Annotated in this window: 20 protein-coding genes and 1 pseudogene; 10 read left to right on the top strand and 11 right to left on the bottom strand. The window is 71.8% G+C overall.

Annotated features, from left to right (window positions below):
- Positions 1–361: 361 nt before the first annotated feature.
- From PGN25_02600 to argF, 4 genes are all read left to right on the top strand, one after another.
- Positions 362–580, top strand: coding sequence for a hypothetical protein (locus PGN25_02600; GenBank protein MEH3116513.1), 219 nt, complete (start codon positions 362–364; stop codon positions 578–580).
- 269 nt (positions 581–849) lie between these two features.
- Positions 850–1,755, top strand: coding sequence for an AraC family transcriptional regulator (locus PGN25_02595; GenBank protein MEH3116512.1), 906 nt, complete (start codon positions 850–852; stop codon positions 1,753–1,755).
- A 340-nt stretch (positions 1,756–2,095) separates the two neighbouring features.
- Positions 2,096–3,286 carry an aspartate aminotransferase family protein gene (locus PGN25_02590; GenBank protein ID MEH3116511.1) on the top strand — a complete coding sequence of 397 codons (1,191 nt, stop codon included), beginning with the start codon at positions 2,096–2,098 and terminating at the stop codon, positions 3,284–3,286.
- Between the two features lie 27 nt (positions 3,287–3,313).
- Positions 3,314–4,264 (top strand): ornithine carbamoyltransferase, encoded by a 951-nt coding sequence (gene argF / locus PGN25_02585; protein MEH3116510.1) that lies wholly within the window; start codon positions 3,314–3,316, stop codon positions 4,262–4,264.
- A gap of 244 nt (positions 4,265–4,508) precedes the next feature.
- Here argF and PGN25_02580 read toward each other — a convergent pair.
- A pseudogene (locus PGN25_02580) lies at positions 4,509–4,624 on the bottom strand (polyketide cyclase).
- Positions 4,625–4,844: 220 nt separating this feature from the next.
- Here PGN25_02580 and PGN25_02575 point away from each other — a divergent pair.
- The 4 genes from PGN25_02575 (at position 4,845) to PGN25_02560 (ending at position 10,456) form a co-directional block, all read left to right on the top strand.
- Positions 4,845–5,651, top strand: coding sequence for an SDR family oxidoreductase (locus tag PGN25_02575; protein ID MEH3116509.1), 807 nt, complete (start codon positions 4,845–4,847; stop codon positions 5,649–5,651).
- Between the two features lie 4 nt (positions 5,652–5,655).
- A complete protein-coding gene (locus PGN25_02570; protein ID MEH3116508.1) occupies positions 5,656–7,044 on the top strand; it encodes a dihydrolipoyl dehydrogenase in 1,389 nt (462 codons plus the stop codon).
- Between the two features lie 216 nt (positions 7,045–7,260).
- A complete protein-coding gene (locus PGN25_02565; protein MEH3116507.1) occupies positions 7,261–9,885 on the top strand; it encodes a GAF domain-containing protein in 2,625 nt (874 codons plus the stop codon).
- Between the two features lie 7 nt (positions 9,886–9,892).
- A complete protein-coding gene (locus PGN25_02560) occupies positions 9,893–10,456 on the top strand; it encodes a biliverdin-producing heme oxygenase (protein MEH3116506.1) in 564 nt (187 codons plus the stop codon).
- Positions 10,457–10,522: 66 nt separating this feature from the next.
- Here the strand turns inward: PGN25_02560 and PGN25_02555 are convergent, their stop codons facing one another.
- Positions 10,523–11,659, bottom strand: coding sequence for a lysylphosphatidylglycerol synthase domain-containing protein (locus PGN25_02555; protein MEH3116505.1), 1,137 nt, complete (start codon positions 11,657–11,659; stop codon positions 10,523–10,525).
- Complete coding sequence (locus PGN25_02550) at positions 11,652–12,071, bottom strand: (2Fe-2S) ferredoxin domain-containing protein (protein MEH3116504.1); 420 nt, start codon at positions 12,069–12,071, stop codon at positions 11,652–11,654. The genes PGN25_02555 and PGN25_02550 overlap by 8 nt, the downstream gene beginning before the upstream one ends.
- 240 nt (positions 12,072–12,311) lie before the next feature.
- Between PGN25_02550 and PGN25_02545 the strand changes: the two genes are divergently transcribed.
- Together PGN25_02545 and PGN25_02540 are read left to right on the top strand one after the other, a co-directional pair.
- Positions 12,312–13,655, top strand: a complete 1,344-nt coding sequence (locus PGN25_02545; GenBank protein MEH3116503.1) for a capsule biosynthesis protein — start codon at positions 12,312–12,314, stop codon at positions 13,653–13,655.
- Between the two features lie 23 nt (positions 13,656–13,678).
- Complete coding sequence (locus PGN25_02540) at positions 13,679–13,963, top strand: hypothetical protein (protein MEH3116502.1); 285 nt, start codon at positions 13,679–13,681, stop codon at positions 13,961–13,963.
- Positions 13,964–13,970: 7 nt separating this feature from the next.
- On the opposite strand, the gene PGN25_02535 is transcribed toward PGN25_02540, so the two are convergent.
- From PGN25_02535 to PGN25_02500, 8 genes are all read right to left on the bottom strand, one after another.
- The gene (locus tag PGN25_02535; GenBank protein ID MEH3116501.1) at positions 13,971–15,341 is read right to left on the bottom strand and encodes a sigma-54 dependent transcriptional regulator; all 1,371 of its coding nucleotides are present in this window, start codon (positions 15,339–15,341) and stop codon (positions 13,971–13,973) included.
- 88 nt (positions 15,342–15,429) lie between these two features.
- Complete coding sequence (gene fliN, locus PGN25_02530) at positions 15,430–15,777, bottom strand: flagellar motor switch protein FliN (protein MEH3116500.1); 348 nt, start codon at positions 15,775–15,777, stop codon at positions 15,430–15,432.
- 5 nt (positions 15,778–15,782) lie between these two features.
- Positions 15,783–16,409 (bottom strand): FliH/SctL family protein, encoded by a 627-nt coding sequence (locus tag PGN25_02525; protein MEH3116499.1) that lies wholly within the window; start codon positions 16,407–16,409, stop codon positions 15,783–15,785.
- Positions 16,406–17,461, bottom strand: a complete 1,056-nt coding sequence (gene fliG, locus PGN25_02520; GenBank protein MEH3116498.1) for a flagellar motor switch protein FliG — start codon at positions 17,459–17,461, stop codon at positions 16,406–16,408. Before fliG ends, PGN25_02525 begins: the two co-directional genes overlap by 4 nt.
- A 45-nt stretch (positions 17,462–17,506) precedes the next feature.
- Complete coding sequence (gene fliF, locus PGN25_02515) at positions 17,507–19,132, bottom strand: flagellar basal-body MS-ring/collar protein FliF (protein MEH3116497.1); 1,626 nt, start codon at positions 19,130–19,132, stop codon at positions 17,507–17,509.
- Between the two features lie 403 nt (positions 19,133–19,535).
- The gene (locus tag PGN25_02510; protein MEH3116496.1) at positions 19,536–19,811 is read right to left on the bottom strand and encodes a DUF1153 domain-containing protein; all 276 of its coding nucleotides are present in this window, start codon (positions 19,809–19,811) and stop codon (positions 19,536–19,538) included.
- Positions 19,812–19,952: 141 nt separating this feature from the next.
- The gene (locus PGN25_02505) at positions 19,953–20,630 is read right to left on the bottom strand and encodes a flagellar hook assembly protein FlgD (protein MEH3116495.1); all 678 of its coding nucleotides are present in this window, start codon (positions 20,628–20,630) and stop codon (positions 19,953–19,955) included.
- Positions 20,631–20,639: 9 nt separating this feature from the next.
- Complete coding sequence (locus PGN25_02500) at positions 20,640–21,950, bottom strand: flagellar hook-length control protein FliK (GenBank protein MEH3116494.1); 1,311 nt, start codon at positions 21,948–21,950, stop codon at positions 20,640–20,642.
- Positions 21,951–22,494 lie beyond the last annotated feature (544 nt).

Raw genomic sequence — 22,494 nt, 5'->3', positions numbered from 1 at the left:
AAGGACCTTCCCGGGACGGGCCAGGTCAATTTTTGCTCCCCAGCCCGGCGCCGGTCGGGCGGTCCGCTCGGCCAGCCTCACGGGACCGCCGAAAGGCGTAGAGCGAACGCATGAAATCACCCACGGGCGATTGCTGCAACGCTTCCACGGCCACCGGCAGCGGTTTTGGAGAGCAAGATATGGCCATCCGCGCGTTTCCATCCCGATCGGTTCCGAAACCGTAAGTGCAGGCCGGGTTGCCTGCCGGAATAATATCCGTACCTTATCCAGCAGAGCAGCGCAGCAACGCCGCTCTTATTCCACAGGAAGACACAAATATAGAACGATCTTCCAATATCGCATGGACGAAGAGGAGAATAACATGCAGCAGAACATTGGCACCATCCGTGAGCTGAACGCCGCGGAGCTGGATCAGGTCGGCGGCGGTCTGTCTCTCGGCGTCGGCGTGGAACTCGACCTCAGCCAGGAACTCGGCGCCGTGTCCGGCGTGATCGATCAGGTGGGCGGCCTCGTCGGCGGCACGCTCGACACCGTGCTCGGCGCGGTGGGCGGCCTGCTCGGCGGCCTCCTCGGCAAGTAAGCCTTCGCAAAGGCTTCGCCCTCCCGCGGAAGCGCCCGACCCCACCGCTTCCGCGGGGCTCTCCGGCCCTGCGCCGGCCGAGCCTCGTCCTCCCGTGCCGCCCTGCCCCGTTCGCCGTCCACCGTGGACCCGAGGGAACAGGAGCGGCCGATGAACTGTTTCGATGGGCCGACCTTTCGGCATGGCCGCGCGCCCCGGGAGCGGGAGCACGGCAGGGATGACGATGCGCGCAACGCAAGCGCGAACGACCGAGGAGACCGAAGCGGCCGATGAGCGTTCCGTTCGTCAACGCCTCCGTGCAGGGTGAACTCAGCGCCCCGCCCGACGCGATCCTCGGACAGATCCCGGCCAGCGGTCTCGACGGCATCGCCTTCCTCGATTTCGCCTACGAGGCGGCGGGCCGCAGCACGCACCGGATCGACGGCCTCCTCGTCGGCACGTGGCACGGCGGCTGGCACGGCCTGCGCCGGACCACGCTCACCTTCAGCGGCGGCGCCCCCACCGGGAACGGGAGGCGCGACGAGCACACCGGCGAGGCCTTCGTGCTGCGCGGGCCCGGCTATGCCGGCTCGACGCGCTGGAGCGGGCCGTGCCGCGGGCGCTACCTCGCCTTCATGCCGGCGGCGGTGGAGCGGATGACCGAGGCGTCGCTCTCTCACCTCCCCATCGATGCGGTCACCTGCGACCTCGCCGAGCGGATGACCGTGTCCCACCTGCTGGCCGCCCTGGGGCAGGAGGCGAGCGGCCACGACAGCGCCGCGGACGCGCTCCTGGTCGACAGCGTGGCGCTCGCGGTTCTGCGCGCCTCCGGCGCTCTGTCGGCCCTGGCCCCGCGCAGGAGCGCGGTGCTGAGCCACCGGCAGGCGCGGCGCGTGCGCGACCTCGTCGCCGCGCGCATCGGCACGCCGCTCTCGCTGCGCGAGATGGCCGAGACGGCGGGCTTGAGCGAGGGCTACTTCGTGCGCGCCTTCAAGGGCAGCTTCGGCGTGACGCCCTACCAGTACGTGCTGCGCGAGCGCGTGACCCTGGCCCAGTCGCTGATCCGCTCCGGCACGGTCTCGCTCAGCGAGGCGGCCACCCGCGCGGGCTTCCCGGATGCGCGGCGGATGGGCCGGACCTTCCGCAAGATCATCGGCCGCTCGCCGACGGGATCGGCGCGGCTGCAGCGGGCCTGACCCCGAAAAGCCTTGTGCCGGACGGCACCGGCGCGTTGCGAATCAATGCCGTCGCCTCCGCAGGGCGATCGCTTGAAGCGCTCGCCCCGATTTTTTGCAGGCCTCGGTCGCCGGCGCCGGCTTCCGCGGACATCTCGGCCCCTTGGGCTCTCGCTCCGCTCGATGCTCTTCGCGCCGCGAAGCCACGGACGCGGCTTCGAGCGATGGCCCTGTCGCCTCCGCTCCCGAGATTGACAGGAGCGCCCCTTTTCTTAGTAATCGCGCGCGTGCCGCCCGTCCCCCGAGGCGGCACTTTCTTTTGGCGACTTCCCCTGGATCGAGCCCGAGGAGACGGACCCGCGTGACCTCCGCCCTGCTGCCGACCTACGCCCGCGCCCCGATCGCCTTCGAGCGAGGCGCGGGCGCATGGCTGGTCGCCGAGGACGGCGACCGCTACCTCGATTTCGGCGCCGGCATCGCCGTCAACGCCCTCGGCCACGCGCATCCGCACCTCGTCGAGGCGCTGACGACGCAGGCGCAAAAGCTCTGGCACACCTCGAACCTGTTCCAGATCCCGGAGGGCGAACGGCTCGGCCGGCGGCTCGTGGACGCGACGTTCGCCGACGTCGCCTTCTTCGCCAATTCCGGCGCCGAGGCCAACGAGGCCGCCATCAAGACGGCGCGCAAGTATCACGCGGCCGGCGGCCACCCCGAGCGCTACCGCATCGTCACCTTCGAGGGCGCCTTTCACGGCCGCACGCTCGCGACCATCGCGGCCGGCGGCCAGCAGAAATACATCGAGGGCTTCGGCCCGAAGGTGGAGGGCTTCGATCAGGTGCCGGTCGGCGACTTCACGGCCCTCGAGGCCGCGATCGGGCCGGAGACCGCCGCCCTGATGATCGAGCCGATCCAGGGGGAGGGCGGCCTGCGGGTGATTCCCGGCGAGATGCTGCGCCGCCTGCGCTCCCTGTGCGACGCGCACGGCCTGCTCCTCGTCATGGACGAGGTGCAGACCGGCGTCGGGCGCACCGGAAAGTTCTTCGCCCACGAATGGTCGGGGGTCACCCCCGATATCATGAGCGCGGCCAAGGGCATCGGCGGCGGCTTCCCGCTCGGCGTCTGCCTCGCCACCGCCGAGGCCGCCCGCGGCATGACGGCCGGCACCCACGGCACCACCTTCGGCGGCAACCCGCTCGCCATGGCGGTGGGCAACGCCGTGCTCGACGTGGTGCTGGGCGACGGCTTCCTCGCCCATGTCGAGCGCATGGGCCTGCTGCTGACCCAGAAACTCGCGGGCCTGATCGACCGCCATCCCCACGTCTTCGCCGAGTTGCGCGGGCAGGGGCTGATGCGGGGCCTGAAGCTCAACCTGCCGAACGCCGCGTTCACGGCGGCCGCCCGCGCGCGGCACCTGCTGGTGATCCCGGCCGGCGACAACGTGGTCCGCCTGCTTCCGCCGCTGATCGTCGGCGAAGCGGAAGTGGACGAGGCCGTGGCCCGACTCGAAGCCGCGGCGACCGATCTGGAGGCGCAGATGCGCGGCGCTGCTTGAGGCAGCACCGCGAGCGAAGATATCGAGATGACCACCACTCTGAACGGCAGCGGCCCGCATGTCCGCCACTTCCTCGACCTGAAGGACTTTTCCGCGCAGACCCTGCGCGGCGTCCTCGACGCCTCCGCCGCGATGAAGCGCGCACGGGTGAAGGGCCGGCGTGCGGCGGAGCGACCGCTCACCGGCAAGATGCTGGCGATGGTGTTCGACCGGCCCTCGACCCGCACCCGCGTCTCCTTCGACGTGGCCATGCGCGAACTCGGCGGCGACACCCTGATGCTGACGGGCAAGGAGATGCAGCTCGGCCGCGGCGAGACGGTGGCCGACACCGCCCGCGTCCTCTCGCGTTTCGTCGACGCGATCGTGATCCGCACCCTCGACCACACCCTGATGGTGGAACTGGCCGAGCACGCCACCGTGCCGGTGATCAACGCCCTGACCAAGGTCTCGCATCCCTGCCAGATCATGGCCGACGTGCTGACCTTCGAGGAGCATCGCGGGCCGATCAGGGGCCGCACCGTCGCGTGGTCGGGCGACGCCAACAACGTGCTGGCGAGCTGGGTCCACGCCGCCGCCCGGTTCGACTTCACCCTCAACGTCGCCGCGCCGAACGAGCTGGCGATGCCGCCGGCGCTCGTCGCCTGGGCCGAGCGCGAGGGCGCGCGCGTCAACGCCACCACCGACGCCTACGCGGCGGTCGAGGGGGCGGACGCGGTGGTCACCGACTGCTGGGTCTCCATGGGCGACGACGACGAGCATTTCCGCCACAACCTGCTCTCGCCCTACCGGGTCGACGCGGCCCTGATGAAAGCGGCGGCCAAGGACGCGATCTTCATGCACTGCCTGCCGGCGCATCGCGGCGAGGAGGTCACGGCCGAGGTGATCGACGGCCCGCGATCGGTCGTGTTCGACGAGGCCGAGAACCGTCTGCACGCGCAGAAGGGGATTTTGGCGTGGTGCCTGGGCGAGGCCGCCTGAGGACAGATCATACCGTTTCCGATCGATCGCTTCGGGTTTGGCCCCACGCCGTCCTCGCGCGCGGCCGCGAAGCGATCCAGGGTGCGACAGATCCGGAAAGGCCGCGCCCTGGATGGCCACGGCTTCGCCTCGCAAGGACGTGAGGACAGGCCGAACGCATCGACCGGATGGTATGACGCGACAATCACCGCGCATCCCCCCCTCTCCCCTCTGCGGAAGAGGGGGGAGGGTTTTCCGGAAGCCGTCAGCCTAACCCCTTCACCACCTCCGTGAGCTGATCGGCGCAGAGCCCCAGCCCTCCGCGAACCCCATCGCCTCGTGGGCTCGGCGATCCTCCATCGTCCAGTGGCGGGCCCGTGCCGCGCGGCGACGGTCCGCGCAAAGGTTTTCTCGGGGGCGACCACCTCGCGACGTGCGGCGCCCGCCGCCGATCCCGCCCGAAACCGGTCGGATCGCCGCAGGCCCGGACCGGAGGGGAACGATCCCCCATGCCCTCCGTTGGCACGCGGCTTTATCGAAAGGTCGCCGCGCCGACACCGGACGGTCGAACCGGACGCCGACAACCGAAAAAGGGCGATTCATGGATCTCGGCATCAGCGGTCGCGTCGCGGTGATCACCGGCGGCGCTTCCGGCATGGGCTACGCGAGCGCGGAGTACCTGCTGCGCGAGGGCGTGAAGGTCGTCCTTTCCGACGTGAAGGAGAAGGAACTCGAAGAGGCGGCCGGCCGGCTCAGCCCCCTCGGCGCGGTGAAGGCCTGCCAAGCGGACCTCGCCGGCGACGCGGGCGCGCGCAAGCTGCGCGACTTCGCCGACGCGGCCTTCGGCCAACAGCCCGCCATCCTCGTCAACGCCGCCGGCGTCACCGGCGCCACCGGCGACTTCCTCGACATCGACGACGCGGGCTGGATGTCGACCATCCAGGCCGACCTGATGGCCTCGGTCCGCGTCGCCCGCGCCTTCATTCCCGGCATGCGCGCGCAGAAATGGGGGCGGATCGTGTTCTTCACCTCCGAGGACGCGGTGCAGCCCTATGTCGAGGAACTGCCCTACTGCGCCGCCAAGGCCGGCCTGATGAACCTGACCAAGGGCCTGTCCAAGGCCTACGGGCCGGACGGCGTGCTGGTGAACTCGGTGGCGCCCGCCTTCGTGGCCACGCCGATGACCGACGCGATGATGGAGAAGCGCGCCGAGGACCTCGGCGTCTCCTTCGACGAGGCGATCGAGAGCTTCCTCGCGGAGAAGCGCCCCGGCATGGTGGCCAGGCGCCGCGGCCGGGCGGACGAGGTCGCCGCGGCGGTGGCCTTCCTCTGCTCGGAGCAGGCGAGCTTCGTCACCGGCGAGAACCTGCGCGTCGACGGCGGCGCCGTCCTCACCATGGCGGCCTGAGGCGATGCGGGACATCGCCTGCGACGTCGCGGTGATCGGTGCCGGCACCGCCGGCATCGCCGCCCACCGGGCCGCGCTCGCTGGGGGCGCGAAGGCCGTGCTGATCGAGCAGGGCCCCGGCGGCACCACCTGCGCCCGGGTCGGCTGCATGCCCTCGAAGCTCCTGATCACCGCGGCCGAGGCCGCGCAGGACGCCCGCGAGGCGCACCGTCTCGGCATCCATGCCGGCCCGGTGCGCGTCGACGGCCGCGCGGTGCTCGGCCGGATGCGGCACCTGCGCGACCGCTTCGTGGCCTCCGTCTTCGAGGGGCTGGACACGCTGCCGGAGGAATCGCGCCTGACGGGCCGGGCGGTCTTCGAGGGACCGGACCTCCTGCGCATCGACGACCACACCCGCCTGCGCTTCAAGGCGGCGGTGCTGGCGACCGGCTCCAGCCCGAGCGTGCCCGAGCCGCTGCAGGGCCTCGGCGCCCGGGTGCTCACCACCGACACCGTGTTCGAGATCGAGGACCTGCCGCCCTCGCTCGCCGTGCTCGGCGCCGGCCCGGTCGGGCTGGAACTCGCGCAGGGAATGGCCCGGCTCGGGGTGGCGACGAGCGTGTTCGATCCCGGCGACAGCCTCGGGGGCCTGAGCGACCCCGACCTGAAGGCGGCGGCCCGCGCGATCTTTTCGCGGAGCTTCGACCTGCATCTCGGCGCCAAGGTGGAATCCGGCGCGCCGGACGGCGAGGGCGTCCATCTCGGCTGGCGTGGCGCCGGGGGCGAGGAAGAAAAGACCTTCGCCCGGGTGCTCGCCGCCGCGGGCCGCCCGCCGAACCTGCACGGGATCGGCCTCGATCGGACCGGCGCCCGGCTCGACGACCGGGGAAGCCCCGCCTACGACGCCCGCTCGCTCCTGTGCGAGGGAACCCGCATCCTGATCGCCGGGGACGCCAACGCCGACCGCCCGGTGCTGCACGAGGCGAACCGGCAGGGCCGCATCGCCGGCCGCAACGCCGCACGGATCGCGAAAGGGGAGGGCGCCGAGCGGCCGGAGCGCTGGGTCGCGCTCGCCATGGTGTTCAGCCAGCCGCAGATCGCCGTGATCGGCAATGGTTTCGATCCGGATGCCGGCCACGTCGTCGGCCGTGCCGACTTCTGCGACCAGGGCCGGGCGCAGGTGATGGACCGGGCCCAGGGCGGCATCCGCCTCTACGCGGAAGCCGACGGGCGCCTCGCCGGCGCCGAACTGATCGGCCCGGAGGCGGAGCATCTCGGCCACATCCTCGCCTACGCGGTGCAGGACGGGCTCGACCTGCGGCGCCTGCGCGACCGCCCGTTCTACCACCCGGCCCTGGAGGAAGGGCTCGGAACCGCGCTCTCCGATCTCGCGGGCCGGCTGCCCCGGGCATGACCCGCCGAGCACGTCCCGGCCCCTGCGCGGGAGCCCGACCGCCGCTGCCCCGAACGGGGCGGCGGAGGCTGCGCACCGTGTCGCGGGGATTGTATGGTTTCAGACAAAGTGTGGATCTGACAGGGACTTGGCCCGTCTTTTCCGCAATCCGAATCGGGGACAAAGGCCGCCGTGGCATTGCACAACCGGGCCGCGGCAGGCATACCGGCTTCCGTAATGGTCGATCCGTCGCAGATGCACGCCGAGGGGCGGAAGGACGCCCCGATCGACCCCTCGGTCGATCTCGATGCGCTGTCGCCCGAGCAGCGGGACGAATGCGGCGCGGGCATTCTCGCCCTCGACGGCGCCGGGCAGGTGCTCTCCTTCAATCGTGCGGCGGAGGTGCTGTGCGGTCTGCCGTCCGAAGCGATGATCGGGCGCAACTTCTTCCGCGACCTCGTGCCGAGCACCAACGTGCCCGGCTTCTACGGGCGCTTCCTCGGGACCGTACGCCGGGGCTCGGGCGACCAGACGTTCGAGTTCGTGTTCGGCCGCATCCCCGCCCCCGTGCGGGCGCGCATCGGCCTGCGCACCGGCGCGGGCGGGCGCGTCTGGCTGACGATCAGCCCCCTGGAGCAGATCGTCGGCGGCCCTTCACGCGAGGCCGTCCTCGCCGCGATCGCGCAGCGCAGCCGCGCCGAGCCGGTCGATCCGAGCCTGTGCGAGCGCGAGCCGATCCACATCCCCGGCTCGATCCAGCCGAACGCGGTGATGCTCGCCGCCGATGCGGCGAGCCTCGAGATCCTGGCCTTCAGCGCCAACGCCGCCGACGTGCTGGCGCCCGAGCAGTTCCCGCCCAACGGGCTCAGCCTGGAGGCGGTGCTCCCGCCCGAGATCGTCGCGGCGATCCGCGACGGGCTGGCCGCCCACACCCTGACCGACGGGCGGCTCATGCGCCGCGCCCTCACCTTGCCGCCGCGAGGCGAGCACTTTCATCTGGTGGCGCACGCCCATCTCGGCCGGGTCGTCGTCGAGCTGGAACTGGCGCCGGAGCGGCCCGAGGACTTCCTCGCGGCGAGCCCCCTCGACACCGAACTCGCCATGATGCGGCTGCGGGCCGCCGAGACCCTCACGGAGGCGGCACAGATCGCCGCCCTCGAGATCCGGGCGATGACCGGCTTCGAATCCGTGCTGGTCTACCGCTTCGACGCGGAGTGGAACGGCGAGGCCATCGCCGAGGACATGGTGCCGGATTGGCAGCGCCCGCTGATCGGACTGCGCTTCCCCGCCTCCGACATCCCGGCCCAGGCCCGCGCCCTCTACACCAAGGCCAAGAGCCGCTTCGTGATCGACCGGGACTGCGTGCCGGTGCCGCTGGTGGCCGACCGCGCCGCGGGCAACGCCCCCATCGACCTCACCTTCGCCCAGAACCGCACGCTCTCGCCGATCCACCTCGAATATCAGCGCAATCTCGGCGTCGACGGCTCGATGTCGATCTCGATCATGGTCGAGAACCGGCTCTGGGGCCTGATGATCGGCCACCATCGCCGGCCGCACTACGTCGCGCCGGAGACCCGGGCCGCGGCGACCGTGCTCACCGACGCCTTCGCCATGCGGGTGCAGGAGATCGAGGGCAAGGCGCTGTGGAGCGAGCGGCAGCGCCATCTCGACGTGCAGGGCCGGATGGTGCGCGGCCTGACCCGTTCCGACGACTTCGTGGCCGCGCTGACCCAGGGCAACCCGACCCTGCTCGACCTGTTCGGGGCGTCGGGCGCCGGCATCGTCTCGGACGAGGCCATCTGCCTCGTCGGCACGCCCCCCGCGGAAGACGCGGTGCGGGCGCTGACCGGCTGGCTGCGGGCGGAGCTGCCGCCGGGCGAGACCACCTTCGTGACGGACACGCTGGTGATGCACCACGCGCCGGCCGCCGCCTATACCGAGATCGCCAGCGGCGTGCTCGCCGCCTTCGTCGGCACCTCGCGCCAGCACCTGCTGCTGTGGTTCAAGCCGGAAGTGCCGAGCACCGTGACCTGGGGCGGCGACCCGCGCAAGCCCGTCCTGCCGGGCAGCGGCCCGGTGGCGGTGCTGCCCCGGCGCTCCTTCGAGCGCTGGATCGAGGAGCGGCGCGGCCATTCCACCCCCTGGGCGACCTGGAAGGTGGCACTCGCCGCGCAGCTCGCCGACGCCGTCGACGGCGTGGTGCTGCGCCAGCGCCGCAAGATCGACGAGCTGACGGGGCTGCTCGCCGACAAGGAACGCCTGCTGGAGCAGAAGGATCTGCTGACCCGCGAGATCGACCACCGGGTCAAGAACTCGCTCCAGATCGTCACGGCCTTCCTGCACATGCAGCGCCGCCAGATCTCCGACCCGAGCGCCCGGCAGGCCTTCTCGGAGACCTCGGCCCGGGTGATGAGCGTCGCGCGGGTGCACGACAGCCTCTACCAGGGCGAGAGCATGGAGCAGGTCGATCTCGGCCAGACCATCCAGGCCCTGTGCAACGACCTCGCCGGCATGGCCGGCGACGAACACAGCGTGGAGCTGACCGCCGAGCCCGGCCTGATGGTGCCCTACCGCCACGCGGTGGCGCTCTCGCTGATCACCACCGAACTCGTCACCAACGCGTTCAAGTATGCCGGGCGGCCCGACAAGGGCGCGCGCGTCAGCATCACCGTGGCGGCCGGGGAGGGCGCCGTGCGCCTCAAGGTCTGCGACGACGGTATCGGCATGCCGCCGGGCTGGGAGAACGCCAAGGCGCAGGGCACCGGCCTCGGCATGAAGCTGATCCGCGCCATGCTCGACCAGATCGGCGCCCGCCTCGACGTCGAGAACGCCGACGGCGCCTGCTTCACCGTCCACGCCTGAGCCCTGCTTGACCGACAGCCTGCACGCCCGCCTGCGGGAGGCCACGGCCGCGGCGCACGCGGCGCTGGAGCGCGACCTCGACTGGGAGGCGCGGGTGGCGACGCTGCCCGGCTACCGGGATCTGCTGACCCGCCTGCGCGGCTTCCACGCCGCCTACGAGCCGGCGATCGCCGCCGCGCTCGCCGACCCGGCCTTCTTCGATCCCCGAAGGCGGCTCGCGGCCCTCGACGCGGACCTTTGCGCCCTCGCGCCCGACGGGACGGCCCTCGACACCCTGCCGGCGCCCGCCGCGCCCCGCCTCGACGGTGCGGGGGCGGCGCTCGGCGCGCTCTACGTGCTGGAAGGCTCGACCCTCGGCGGCGCGGTGATCGGCCGCCGCGTCGCCCGGCTGCACGGGCAGGCCGCGCCGCTCGCCTACTATGCCGGCCGCGGGCCGGCGACCGGTCCGCTCTGGCGCGCCTTCCGGGAGCGGCTGGACGGCCTGGCCGAAGCGGAGGGACGGGCGGCCTTCGCCGCCGGCATCGGCGCCTTCGAGGCGATGCGGGGCTGGCTCGTGTCGGGCGAAGGCTGAGCGGCGGCCTTCCTCCAGGGCTCCGCCCTGGACCCGCGAAAGGACCCGTCCTTTCGAAACCCGGATTCACCGCGGTGCCAGCACCTGCGCGCGCTTCGCCTCCAGGGTCTGCCAGACGATCAGCGAGGGCAGGCCGAGCGCCACGTCGGGGACGCGCTTGGCGAGCGACAGGGCGATGGCGGTGCCCGCGTCGAGCCCGAACAGGGCGCCGACCACCACGAAGCCGCCCTCCTGCACCCCGAGCCCGCTCGGAACCGGGAAGGCCGCCGACTTGATCGCCTGGGAGAGCGATTCCAGCACCAGCACCTCGGTCAGGCCGACCTCGATCCCGATGCAGGCGAGCACGATCCAGATCTCGGCCGCGCCGAGGGCCCAGGCGGCGGCGTGCAGGGCGACCGACTGGGCGATGCGCCCGCGGCGGCCCCGCGCCCAGACCGCGTCGAGGGCCTCCTGCACGGAGGGAGCACGCGCCGCGGGCGCCTCCGCTCCCGTCCCGTCCGGCGCCGCCGAGCGCAGGAAGCGGCGCCCGAGGCCGGCGAGGCGCCGTTCCAGCCCCCGGGCGGCCCCGAGGGTCTGCAGGGCGAAGAAGGCGATCACCGCCGCCACCGCCACCGCGGCGGCCTGGGTCGTCCAGCGGGCGAGCGAGGCCGCGGCCTCGCCCGGCAGCCGCCAGAGGAGAGCGGCGCCGAGCCCGGTGAAGGCCACCTGCGTCGCGACCTGGATCAGCATGTCGGCCAGGAGCGAAGCCGCCGCGAGGCTGCCCGCGACGCCCCAGAAGGTCAGCAGGCGCCCGCCCACCACCTCGCCGCCGACCGAGGCGACCGGCAGCAGCACGTTCACGCCCTCGCGCACGAAGCGCAGGATCACGAAGGCGCCGGTCTCGACGGGCCGCGCGGGCGCGTCGTCCGCGCGGCCCGCCGGCGGAAGGCCGGCGAGCACGCGCGCCCAGGCGAGGCCGCACAGCCCGACGATGAGGGCCCGCGCCAGCACGATGCCCGCGAGTCCCGCCGGCCCGATCCGCCCGAAGGCCGCCCCGATCGCCGTCAGGTCGTTGGTGGCGACGAGCCAGACGCCGAGCCCCAGCCCGGCGAGCGTGCCGAGGAGGGGCAGCCGGCGCAGCAGCGCGCTCAGGATGCGCCGCGGCGGCCGGTCGGCGGGAGGCGTTTCGCACCCGTTCCCGCTCCGGGTCGGCGCCTCAGCCATCCCGCCCTCCGTCGGGCGGAAGCCCGGCCGGCAGGTCGGCCACCGCGGCGGGGCCGGAGAGAGGCGAGGGCGTGCGGTCGAGGCCCAGCGCCCCGGGGCCGAGGGCGTCGAGCGCCGGATCGACCAGGAGGACGCGGCGGCGCGCCAGGGATTGCGGCGTGGCCAGCGTCAGCATCCGCTTGGGGCAGGGGCCGAGGCAGCCCGTCTCCAGCACCCGCACCTTGCCCTTGGCCTTATCCTTGGCCTGACCCTTGCCGCCCGAATCCGTCTCGAGGGCCCGCTTCAGGGCCCGGCCGAGCCGCTTGCGCGCCACGCCCTGTCGCTTGGCACACTTGCCGCAGACCAGAACGAGGTCGGAAAACCCCGCCTTGGCCGTGCGAGGCGCCCCACCCGGATCCTGCCGCCGTCCCAAGACGCCTCCCGTACCGGCCCGCATCGATTCGGGCCGCCCCCCGTGTCCGGGGCGGTATCGCAGCCACGCCGCCCGGGGCGCAATCCCGACCGATCGCCGCGCCTTAAAAAGGGCCGAAAAGAACGTGACCTGAACCGGCAGACGGGATAGCGCGCCCCGAGCGCCCTGCCCGAGCCTGTTTCGCGCGGGCCTGGGTGTCGAAGGGGCGCGCTTCGGCGGATCCGTGAGGGCCCCCATTCGATGAAGTCCGACGAGGTCAAGCAGGAGACCCGGGTCCGGCCGAACCCGAGCGTTCAGTCGCTCATGGACCTGGCCCGGCGCTCCGTGCCGGATCTGCGGCGCCATGCCGAGACGATCGAGCCGCTCTCCCCGCGGCGGGGCCGCGCCCTCGTCGGCGGCGCGCTGGAGCGGGCGCGCCGCACCCTCGACTGGACCCGCCTGCCCGGCCTGCGGCCGCGGGAGGCCCGGCCGCCCGAGCGGATGGCGAAGCGGCTGTTCCGCAGCTACGCCCTGTTCGTGCTGGCGCCGACGGCGGTGATCGGGCTCTACGTCTTCGTGATCGCCTCGCCGCAATACATGGTCGAGTCGCAGTTCGCGGTGCGCGGCAACGTCGAGCCGATGGCCAGCGCCGATCTCGGCCTGCACACCGACCTGATCCACAAGCACAACAGCCAGGACAGCTTCATCCTGCGCGACTACATCGCCAGCCGGCCGATGGTCGAGGGCGTCGATGCCGAGCTCGGCGTCGAGAAGATGTTCTCGCGGGACGGGATCGACTTCTGGGCCCGCTACCGCGAGGGCCAGCCGATCGAGAAGCTGGTGCGCTACTGGCACAAGCACGTGGTTCCGCACATCGACGTGGTCTCGGGCGTGATCCACCTGCGCGTGCGCGCCTTCAGGCCCGAGGATGCGGTCGCCATCTCGAAGGAGGTGATCGCCCGGTCCGAGACCCTGATCAACGACATCTCGCGCCGCGCCCAGGCCGACATGATCGCCCAGTCGAAGCGGGAGGTGGAGCAGTCGGCCGAGCGGCTCAAGCAGGCGCGGATCGCGCTGCAGGAATTCCGCAACCGCTGGGGCATCATCGATCCGGTGAAGTCGGCCGAGACGGCGATGACCACGATCGAGCTGCTGCGCAAGGACAAGATCAAGGCGGAGAACGACCTGCGCGTCCTGCGCGACTCCAAGCTCGACGAGAAGACCCGCGGCATCCAGGTGCTCGTGGCCACCGTCGGCGCCCTCGACGGCCAGATCAAGGATCTGCAGAGCCGCCTCACCACCGACGGCATCGTCACCAATTCCGAGCACAACCTCACCCAGGCCCTGCTCGAATACGAGGGGCTGATGGTCGAGCAGACGGTCGCGGAGAAGCTGAACGCCTCGATGAGCCTGATCCTCGACCGGGCCCGGATCGCGGCGGCCAAGCAGCAGATCTACCTCGCGACCTTCGTGCCCCCGCTGCTGCCGACCTACTCCGAGTACCCGGCGCCCTTCTACGCGCTGTTCGCGGCGCTGTTCTGCTTCACCGTGATCTGGAGTTCGGTCTCGCTGGTGACGGCGGCGATCAACGACAACCGGCTCTGAGCCCGGGACGAAGACCGGCTCCCATGGCGGATTTCACCGACCTCATCGCCCGCGCCGTCACCCCGTCCATGAGCCGGGAGGAGCGCGAGCAGGTCTACACCGTGGTCCGGCAGGCGGTGCAGCGGCTTCAGGACCGCGAGAACCTCGGCCCGGACGATCCGCGCATCCTGCTCCAGCGCCACCTGATCGAGGAGACGATCCGCGACGTCGAGTTCGACATCGCCCGGTTCCTGACCCTGCGCAGGATCGAGCAGGCGCGCAGCGCCCAGAACGCCGAGTACGAGGCGCAGTTCGCCAAGAAGCGGTGAGGGCGGCTCAACCGTAGGCCGCCACCGCCCGCACGCCGCCGGGCTCGGCAACCGTGACGCCCGCCTCGACATAGTCGTTGAGCTTGTTGCGCAGCGTCCGGATCGAGATGCCGAGGATGCGCGCCGCGTGCGTGCGGTTGCCCAGGCAATGGTCGAGGGTGTCGAGGATCAGGTCGCGCTCCACCTCGGCGACGGTGCGCCCGACCAGCCCGCGGGTGGCGGCCTCCGCGGCGCTCGCCGCCCGCTCGGCCGGTCCCGAGGACGGTGGGGCGGCGAGCGACTCGCCCTCCGGGCTCAGGATCGCCTCCGGGCCGATCTCGGCGCCATGCGCCAGCAGCACCGCGCGGTGGAGCGTGTTCTCCAGCTCGCGCACGTTGCCGCGCCAGGGGTTGCGGGCGACCAGCGCCTGCGCCTCCCGGGCGAGCGGCCGCAGCGGCAGCCCGTTCAGCTCGGCGTATTTGCGGGCGAAATGGGCGGCGAGTTCGAGGATGTCGGCCAGCCGCTCGCGCAGGGGCGGCAGGCGCAGGTGCACGACGTTGAGGCGGTAGAACAGATCCTCGCGGAACGTGCCCTTCCTCACCTCCTCGGCGAGGTTGCGGTTCGAGGTGGCGAGCACGCGGATATCGACCTTGACGGGCGCGGCGCCGCCGACCCGGTCGATCACCCGCTCCTGCAGGGCGCGCAGGAGCTTCGATTGCAGCCGCACGTCCATCTCGGAGATCTCGTCGAGGAGCAGCGTGCCGCCGTTGGCCTCCTCGAATCGGCCGACGCGCCGGGCGACCGCACCGGTGAAGGCGCCCTTCTCGTGGCCGAACAGCTCGGATTCGAGCAGGGCCTCGGGGATCGCCGCGCAGTTGACCGAGACGAAGGGGCGGTTCGCCCGGCCCGACTTGGCGTGGACGTGGCGGGCCAGCACCTCCTTGCCGGTGCCGCTCTCGCCGGTGATGAGCACCGAGGCCTCCGAGCGGGCGACCTGCTCGGCGAGCCGCACCACCCGCTCCATCGAGGGGTCGCGCCAGACGAAGCTGCGGGCATCCGCCGCCACCGCCTCCAGCACCGCCGCGATCATGTCCGGATCGGGGGGAAGGGGGATGTACTCCTTGGCCCCCGCCTGGATCGCCGCCACCGCCGCGCGGGCGTCGGAGGCGATGCCGCAGGCCACCACCGGCGTGCGGATGCGCTCGTCGGACAGCGCCTGCACCAGCCGGCGGATGTCGAGGCCGACATCGACCATGACGAGGTCGCCGCCCTTGGCGCGCAGGGCCGCGAGGCCCTGATCGATCCCGTCCGCATGGGTGACCGAGGCCCCCCGGTTCATGGCGATCTTGGAGGCGGTGACGAGTTCGCCCGAGAGCCGTCCGACGATGAGCAGCCGCATGGCGTGGTTTCTCCGAAAACGATGTACTGACCCGATAGGAGGCCTCCCACCCGCCGCCTCAGGATGAGGGCGAGTGTGGGACGAGGCCTTAATGGTCGTTCTTGATGATCTCGGTCATGGTGACGCCGAGGCGCTCCTCGACCAGCACGACCTCGCCGCGGGCGACGAGGCGGTTGTTGACGAACACGTCGATGGCCTCGCCGACCTTGCGGTCGAGTTCGAGCACGGCGCCGGGACCGAGGCGCAGGAGGTCGCCGATCGGCATGCGGGACGAGCCCAGCACCGCCGAGACGACCACGGGCACGTCGAAGACCTGTTCGAGGTCGGCCGCGCTCTTCGGGCTCGTCGGCGCGTCGCGCACGGAACCCGAACCGCCCTCGTCGTAGGGCAGGTCGCCCTCGCTGAGCTGGGGCAGGCTGAAATCGTCGCTCGACATCGGGCTCAGGCCTCGGCGGTTGCGAAATCGGGGGAGAGAACGGCGTCGAGCGCGGCCTCGATGCGGGCGCGCTCGCGCACGACGCCGCCGTCGGCCCATTCGAGGCGGGCGTCGCCCGCTTCCATGTCGGGCTCGCCCAGCACCACGAGGCGGCCCTCGAAGCCGTGCTCGCGCGAGAGGTGCCGCATCAGCGTCTCCGCCTCGTCGACCAGCGCCTCGTTCACGCGGAGCACGAGATGGGGCACGCCGCGCAGCTGCCGGAGCGCCGAGCGGGCCGCCTCCTCGACCGCCGCGAGCGGGCGCGCAGCGAGGGCCTCGCCGGCGATCTTCCGCGCCAGCGCTCCGGCGAAGGCCAGGGCCTGCGCCTCGCGCTCACGGTCGCGCTCGTCGGCTTGGTTCAGCAGGCCGGCCGCGGCGAGGCCGACCCGGGTCAGGGCGTCGGCGAGCCGTCCCTGAGCCTGTAGGGCGGCCTCGGCCCGGCCGTCCTGCAGGCCGTTCGCATAGGCCGCCGCCTCGCCCGCCGCGCGCTCGGCCTCGGCCCGGGCGGAGGCTTCCGCGTCGGCGGGCGAGGGCCCGCGCGGGCGGCCGAAATCGGTGTCGAACAGGAAGGGGCGGGAAGCTTTCGCGCTCAATAGACCAGTTCCTCCTCGCCGCCGTTCTTGGCGATCATGATCTCGCCCTTCTCGGCCAGTTCCTTGGCGAGTTCCGTCATCTTGGCCTGCGCCTCATCGACCTCCTTGAGGCGGATCGGTCCCATCGAGCCCATCTCGTCGTTGAGGTTCTTGGCCGCGCGGGTCGACATCTGACGCATGAAGAAGCCGCGCACCCGCTCGTCCGCGCCCTTGAGCGCCCGGCACAGGGTGTCGTTGTCGACCTTGCGCATCAGGGTCTGGACCGAGCCCGGATCGAGCTTGAGCAGGTCCTCGAAGGTGAACATGAGCTGGCGGATCTTCTTGGCCGAGCCGCGATTGGCCTGGTCGATCGCCGCGAGGAAGCGGGTCTCGGTCTGGCGGTCGAAGGCGTTGAACACCTCGGCCATGAGTTCGTGGGCGTCCCGGCGGGTGGTCTGGGCGATGGTCGAGACGAACTCGGTGCGCAGCGTCTCCTCGATGTGGCGCAGGGCCTCCTTCTGGACGGTCTCCATGCGCAGCATCCGGTTGAGCACGTCGATGGCGAACTCCTCGGGCAGGATGGTCAGCACCTTGGCGGCGTAGTCGGCGCGCACCTTCGAGAGCACCACCGCCACGGTCTGCGGGTACTCGTTGCGCAGGAAGTTGGCGAGGATCTCGGGGTCGATCTGGGTCAGGCTCGCCCAGACGCGCTTTCCGCTCGCGCCCTTGATCTCCGCCATGATCGAGGAGACCTGCTCGGGCGGGAAGATCTTGAGCAGCAGCGACTCGGTGCGCTCGAAATTCGAGGTCATGCCGCCGCCCGAGGACAGGCGCGAGACGAAATCGACGATCAGCCGCTCGACGGTGCCGGCCTCCAGCGAGCCGAGCTGCACCATCGCGTGGCTGACGAGCTTGACCTCGTCCTCGTCGAGGCGCTGCCAGATCGGCGCGCCCTCGTCCTCGCCGAGCAGCAGCAGCAGGGCGGCGGCGCGCTGCGGGCCCGGCATCTGCGCGAAGGCCTGCGAGGCGTCGACGCTCTGCATGGCGGCGGTGAAGTTCACGCCCGCGGACACGAATGTCCTCCTCTCTTCTCCCGGCTGCGGATCATCTCGGGCGCCTCAGGAATCGTGGATCCAGTTGCGCAGCACCTCGACCGTCTCGGTCGGGCTCGCCCGCACCATGTCGACCACGCGCTCGACGGTCTCGGCCTGGATCTGGCCGTTGATCTTCGCCGATTCGAGGAACTTGTTGGTGCTGTTCTCGCGGATCACCGTCTCGACCGGAATCTCGCCCCCCGCCGCGCCGGCGAGCGCCAGCGCGCCCGCCGGGCCCGCCAGCGCCGCCACCGGGGCGTCGGATTCGAGCACGCGGCGCAGGAGCGGGCGCACCACCGCCATCAGCACGATCAGGGTGAGCAGGCTCAAGACCGCGAGTTCCACGAGGCGCATCACGTCCTCCTTGGTCGGGCTGAGGAGCGACGGGATCAGGCCGGGCTCGGCGAATTCGGGGGCGGTCGGGCTCTCGGCGAAGCGCAGGTTGACCACCTCGACCTGATCGCCGCGGGCCTTGTCGTAGCCGACCGCGGTGCGCACCAGGGCGGCGATGCGTGCGATCTCGGCATCCGAGCGCGGCTGGTAGACGGGCTTGCCGTCCGCGCCGGGCGCGTAGACGCCGTCGACCAGCACCGCCACGGAGAGCCGCTTGAGGCGCCCGCCCTCCAGGGTCTCGACCTTGGTGACGCGGGAGATTTCGTAGTTCGTGGTCTCCTCGTTCTTCTGCGAGGAATCCTTCTGCGCGGGCGGCGCCTGGTTCTGGTTGGCGCCGGGCAGCTCGTTGCCGACGCTGACCTGCCCCTCGGCGCCGCCGGTGAGGGAATTCTCGGTCCGGGTCTGGGTGGAGCGGACGACGCGGCTCTCGGGGTCGAAGCTCTCGGAGCGGCTCTCGACCCGGTTGAGGTCGAGTTCGGCGGCGACCTGCACCCGGGCGCGGCCCTGGCCGACGATGCCGGCCACGATCTCCTCGATCTGCGAGCGCATCCGCCGCTCGATGCCGGCCTGCCGCTCCTCCAGGGCCCCCGCCCCCTCGGCCTCGGCGCCCCGGGCGCCGTCGGCGAGCAGACGGCCGCGCTCGTCGACGATCGAGACGCGCTCGGGCTTCAGCCCCTCGACCGCGGAGGCCGCCAGATGCCGGATCGCCCGCACCTGCCCCGGATCGAGATCGCCCATCAGCTTGACGACGATGGCGGCGGACGGCGCCTCGCGGTCGCGCTCGAACAGGCGCCGCTCGGGGATGACGAGGTGGACGCGCGCCGCCTGGACCCGGCCGATGGCGCGGATCGAGCGGGCGAGCTCGCCCTCCATCGCCCGCAGGTGGTTCACGTTCTGGACGAAGCTCGTCGAGGAGAAGGCGTCGCCCTTGTCGAAGATCTCGTAGCCGACGCCGCCCTGCGTCGGCAGGCCCTTGCCGGCCAGATCCATGCGCAGCTTGGCCAGGTCGGCGCGGGGCGCGAGCACGGTCTGGCCCATCTCGCCCTTGGTCTCGTAGACGATGCCGCGCGCGTCGAGTTCGCGGATCACCGCGGCCGAGTCCTGCATCGACAGGTCGGAGAACAGCACGCCCATGTCGGGCCGCGAGACGCGCAGGATCACGAAGGCGAAGAAGCCGACCAGCGTCAGCGTCACGGCCGCCATCGCGGCGATGCGCGCGGGCCCGAGCTTCGTCACCAGATCGAGGATGGGTTTCACGGCCGGGCACGCCTGAGGACAGCGGATGCGAGAAGGCGCGTCCGCCCGGCAAGAATTGCCCGGTGCGTGGTTAGCGCGGCGTTAACGCCGGGGTCGGGCCCTTCACGAATCCGCCGCGGTCACGGTTCGCCGAACCGGCTCGAAAACGACCGGAGTCGCCCCTGTCTCCGCAGGCGGCTCCTCATGCGTCGCGCGAGAGATCATCCGCCATCCGGTCGATGCGTTCGGCCTGTCCTCACGTCCTTGCGAGGCGAAGCCGTGGCAAACCAGGGCGCGACCTTGCCGGACATGCCCGCGCCCCGGATCGCTTCGCGGCCGCTCGCGAGGACGGCGTGGGGCGAAACCCGAAGCGATCGATCCGAAACGGTATCACGCGTAACTTATCGATGATGCTGATGAAAAATCAGTGCCGGTAATGCTGGATGCGCGTGGTGCGCAGGCCGGCGAGGCCGTGCTGGTCGATGGAGTACTGCCAGCTCAGGAACTCTTCCGTGGTCAGCGTGTAGCGCTGGCAGGCCTCCTCCAGGCTGAGCAGGCCCCCGCGCACGGCGGCCACGACCTCGGCCTTGCGGCGGATGACCCAGCGGCGGGTGGTGACGGGGGGGAGATCGGCGATCGTCAGGGGGCTGCCGTCGGGCCCGATCACATACTTCACGCGGGGCCGGGGAGTTTCGGTCATGATACGCTCTACACTCGACTGACCTGTCGAGAGGCAAGCTACTTGCACCCGCTTAAAAGTTCTTGAAGTCGGTCGCTCGAATGCGACTCGATTGTTGTTGGCAGGTGTGGACAAATGTGCTCCCACGGATGCCGCGGCGCATCAAGTGGTTGGGGACGAAAGCGTTTTCACGCTCGAGGCGGGGACGCGCGCCGCGCCGATCGTCAGCACCGGTTCGGAGCCGCTGAGATCGACGCCGTCCACTTTGCCGGACACCTTGGTGTCGACGCTCACCCGCTTGCCCGTGGCGTCGAGGGCATCGACGGTGATCGTGTATTGCCCGTCGCCGGCCTTGAGGCCCGAGGTCGAGGTGCCGTCCCATTCGAAGGACTGCGCGCCGGCCTTGAGCGTCGTGGTCTTGGTGGCGACCACGGTGCCGCTCGCGTTCTTGATGGTGACGACCGCCTTGGCGGCGGCCCGCTCCGGCGTCAGCGTCCAGGTCGCCTTGCCTCCCGTGAGATCGGTGGTGACGCCGTCCGCCGTCACCGTCTTGCCGATCAGCCCGGAGGCGGAGGACGCCGCCGAGGTCTTGGAATTGGTCAGGATCGTGTCGAGCGAGGCGTTGGTCTTGAGCTGCTGCTCGACGCCCGCGAACTGCACGAGCTGCTGGGTGAACTGGTTGGTGTCGAGCGGGTCGAGCGGGTTCTGGTTCTTGAGCTGCGTGGTGAGCAGCGTCAGGAACTGCGTGAAGTTGCCGGCGATCGACTGGGTGTCGGTGGTCGAGGCGGCGCTGGCGCTGCTGATGCTGGTCGTGCTGGTGCTGCTGATCCCGGAGGCCATGGTGTCGTCCTAGATTCGGATGTCGAGGCCGCCGACGGCACGGATCGGCCGCAGGGGAGCGAGGTCGAGGGGGGAGGGGCTGTCGTCGCGCCCGCCCGGCACCGCGCCGCGACGGTCGCGGGCGGGCTCGCCGTCGCGGCCGCCCCCGCCCGCCTCGTTGCGCAGGGACAGGTCGATCCCGCCCCCGCCCGCCTCCGCGGCCACGTCGAAACCGGCCTGGGCCAGGGCCTGCTGCAGGGTGCCGGCATCGCGCTGGAGCAGGGCGAGGGTCTCCGGGCGGTCGACGACGAGATGCGCGCGGGCCTTGCCCCCCTCCTTGTCGAGGTCGAGCGACACGTCGATCCGGCCGAGCTCGACCGGGTCGAGGCGGATCGCGAAGCGGTTCATGCCCGACAGCGAGCGCAGCCCGATCGTCATCGGCACGGCACTCAGGGGGATCGCGGGCCCGGCGCTCGCCGGCTGGGCGGGTTGCGCGGCTTGCACGGCCGCCGTCCCGGTGCCGCCCGTCGCGGCCCCCGGCGGCGCGAGCGCGGCCGCGACATCGGCACCGGTCGGGGCCCGGGCCGCGTCCTGCGTCCCGGCGGCAACCGCTTCGAAACCGGCCTCGCCCGAGCCTGCGGCGGCGATTGCCTCGGCGGCCGACGCCACCGCACGGCCCGCCTCGGCGCCCGTTGCGACGGCTCCGCCCTCTCCGGTTCCTGAAGCGGCGCTCGCGGCGGGGGATGGGGAAGGAGCCGGGGGAGGGGAGGGAGCCGGGGGCGGTGCGAGGAGCGCGCCCGGATCGGCGCTCGCCGCGGCCTCCTCCGAGGCAGCCTCCGTCTCGTCCGTCCCATCCTCGGCCTCCGCACCGTGCACGGCGCCGGCCTGCCCGGCGGCGGCCTCCTCCGCCGAGGCTTCCTGTACCGAGCCCGGACCGTCGACGGGCGGGTGCTCCGGTCGTGGCACCGCGGGCTTTTCCGCGGCTCCCGGCGTCCGGCCCGAGGCGGCCTCGGTGCCGTCGCGCGCCTGTTTCGGGGGAATGGGCTTGTTCTGCGCGGGCTTCGTCGCCGCGGCGTTCTCCCGCGCGGTCCCGGAACGTCGGGGCTCGGCCGAGGCCGTATCCTTCGCCTTGTCCGTCTCGCCGGAACCGGCTCGGGCCGTCGCGGTGGCGTCCGTCTGCGCCCGGCGGGCGGTCGTCGGACGTGCCGGAGCCGTCGGTTTCCGCTCCGCGCTCTCCAGGGAGAAGCGCGCCGCGCCCTCGCTCCCCCGCGCCGCGGAGGACGAGGCGCGCACGGGCTGCCTCAGAAACACCTCCGCCAGATCCGCGCGTGAAACCGCCATGCCGTCCGTCCTCTCGGCGCCGAAGCCGGACCCGGCCCGAGCAAGCCGCGCACCAACCGGACCACCTGGACAAGCCATTGTCCTAAAACAAAAAAATCAGAGCGCCCGGAAGCCGCCCCCCGCCGGACCGGACGGATCTGCCGGGCCCCCGGCAGGATTTGCCGGCCCCGCGGTGCCGGTTCACCGTCCCTTGCCCGGCCGATGTCCGGGTGGGGCTCCGAACGCGGGCTCACGGCTTTTGCCCATCGTGCCCGTCGCCTCCCGCTCCTCTTGCACTTGCCCGTCATTCCGAGGGGTGCGCAGCGAAACCCGAAAATCCACCCGTGATGCGCGATCGCAGCCCGGCGTCGCGGCCCGTCATGGGCTGCACGCTTCGCGCGCCCCTTCGGGTCCGGGTTCGCCTCCGGCACCCCGGAATGAAGACAGGAGGGGGCGGATCGGCATCCTGAAGGCCGGCTGGGCTGCCCCGGGTTCGGAGCCCTGACGGTCGGGTCGATCCCTGGAAAGTCGAGACCGGGATCGCTATAGACACGGGCATGCGCCC

The organism is Methylorubrum populi (assembly GCA_036946625.1).
GTDB classification, from domain to species: Bacteria; Pseudomonadota; Alphaproteobacteria; order Rhizobiales; family Beijerinckiaceae; genus Methylobacterium; species Methylobacterium populi_C.
Note: the sequence above shows the minus strand (reverse complement) of the source record. Positions and strands in the feature narration are given on the sequence as shown.

Excerpts from the sequence above, each read along its gene's own strand:
- PGN25_02600 (MEH3116513.1), top strand. The coding sequence starts at position 362 with ATGCAGCAGAACATTGGCACCATCCGTGAGCTGAACGCCGCGGAGCTG.
- PGN25_02595 (MEH3116512.1), top strand. The coding sequence starts at position 850 with ATGAGCGTTCCGTTCGTCAACGCCTCCGTGCAGGGTGAACTCAGCGCC.
- argF (MEH3116510.1), top strand. The coding sequence starts at position 3,314 with ATGACCACCACTCTGAACGGCAGCGGCCCGCATGTCCGCCACTTCCTC.
- PGN25_02575 (MEH3116509.1), top strand. The coding sequence starts at position 4,845 with ATGGATCTCGGCATCAGCGGTCGCGTCGCGGTGATCACCGGCGGCGCT.
- PGN25_02570 (MEH3116508.1), top strand. The coding sequence starts at position 5,656 with ATGCGGGACATCGCCTGCGACGTCGCGGTGATCGGTGCCGGCACCGCC.
- PGN25_02565 (MEH3116507.1), top strand. The coding sequence starts at position 7,261 with ATGGTCGATCCGTCGCAGATGCACGCCGAGGGGCGGAAGGACGCCCCG.
- PGN25_02555 (MEH3116505.1), bottom strand. The coding sequence starts at position 11,659 with ATGGCTGAGGCGCCGACCCGGAGCGGGAACGGGTGCGAAACGCCTCCC.
- PGN25_02545 (MEH3116503.1), top strand. The coding sequence starts at position 12,312 with ATGAAGTCCGACGAGGTCAAGCAGGAGACCCGGGTCCGGCCGAACCCG.
- PGN25_02540 (MEH3116502.1), top strand. The coding sequence starts at position 13,679 with ATGGCGGATTTCACCGACCTCATCGCCCGCGCCGTCACCCCGTCCATG.
- PGN25_02535 (MEH3116501.1), bottom strand. The coding sequence starts at position 15,341 with ATGCGGCTGCTCATCGTCGGACGGCTCTCGGGCGAACTCGTCACCGCC.
- fliN (MEH3116500.1), bottom strand. The coding sequence starts at position 15,777 with ATGTCGAGCGACGATTTCAGCCTGCCCCAGCTCAGCGAGGGCGACCTG.
- PGN25_02510 (MEH3116496.1), bottom strand. The coding sequence starts at position 19,811 with ATGACCGAAACTCCCCGGCCCCGCGTGAAGTATGTGATCGGGCCCGAC.
- PGN25_02505 (MEH3116495.1), bottom strand. The coding sequence starts at position 20,630 with ATGGCCTCCGGGATCAGCAGCACCAGCACGACCAGCATCAGCAGCGCC.
- PGN25_02500 (MEH3116494.1), bottom strand. The coding sequence starts at position 21,950 with ATGGCGGTTTCACGCGCGGATCTGGCGGAGGTGTTTCTGAGGCAGCCC.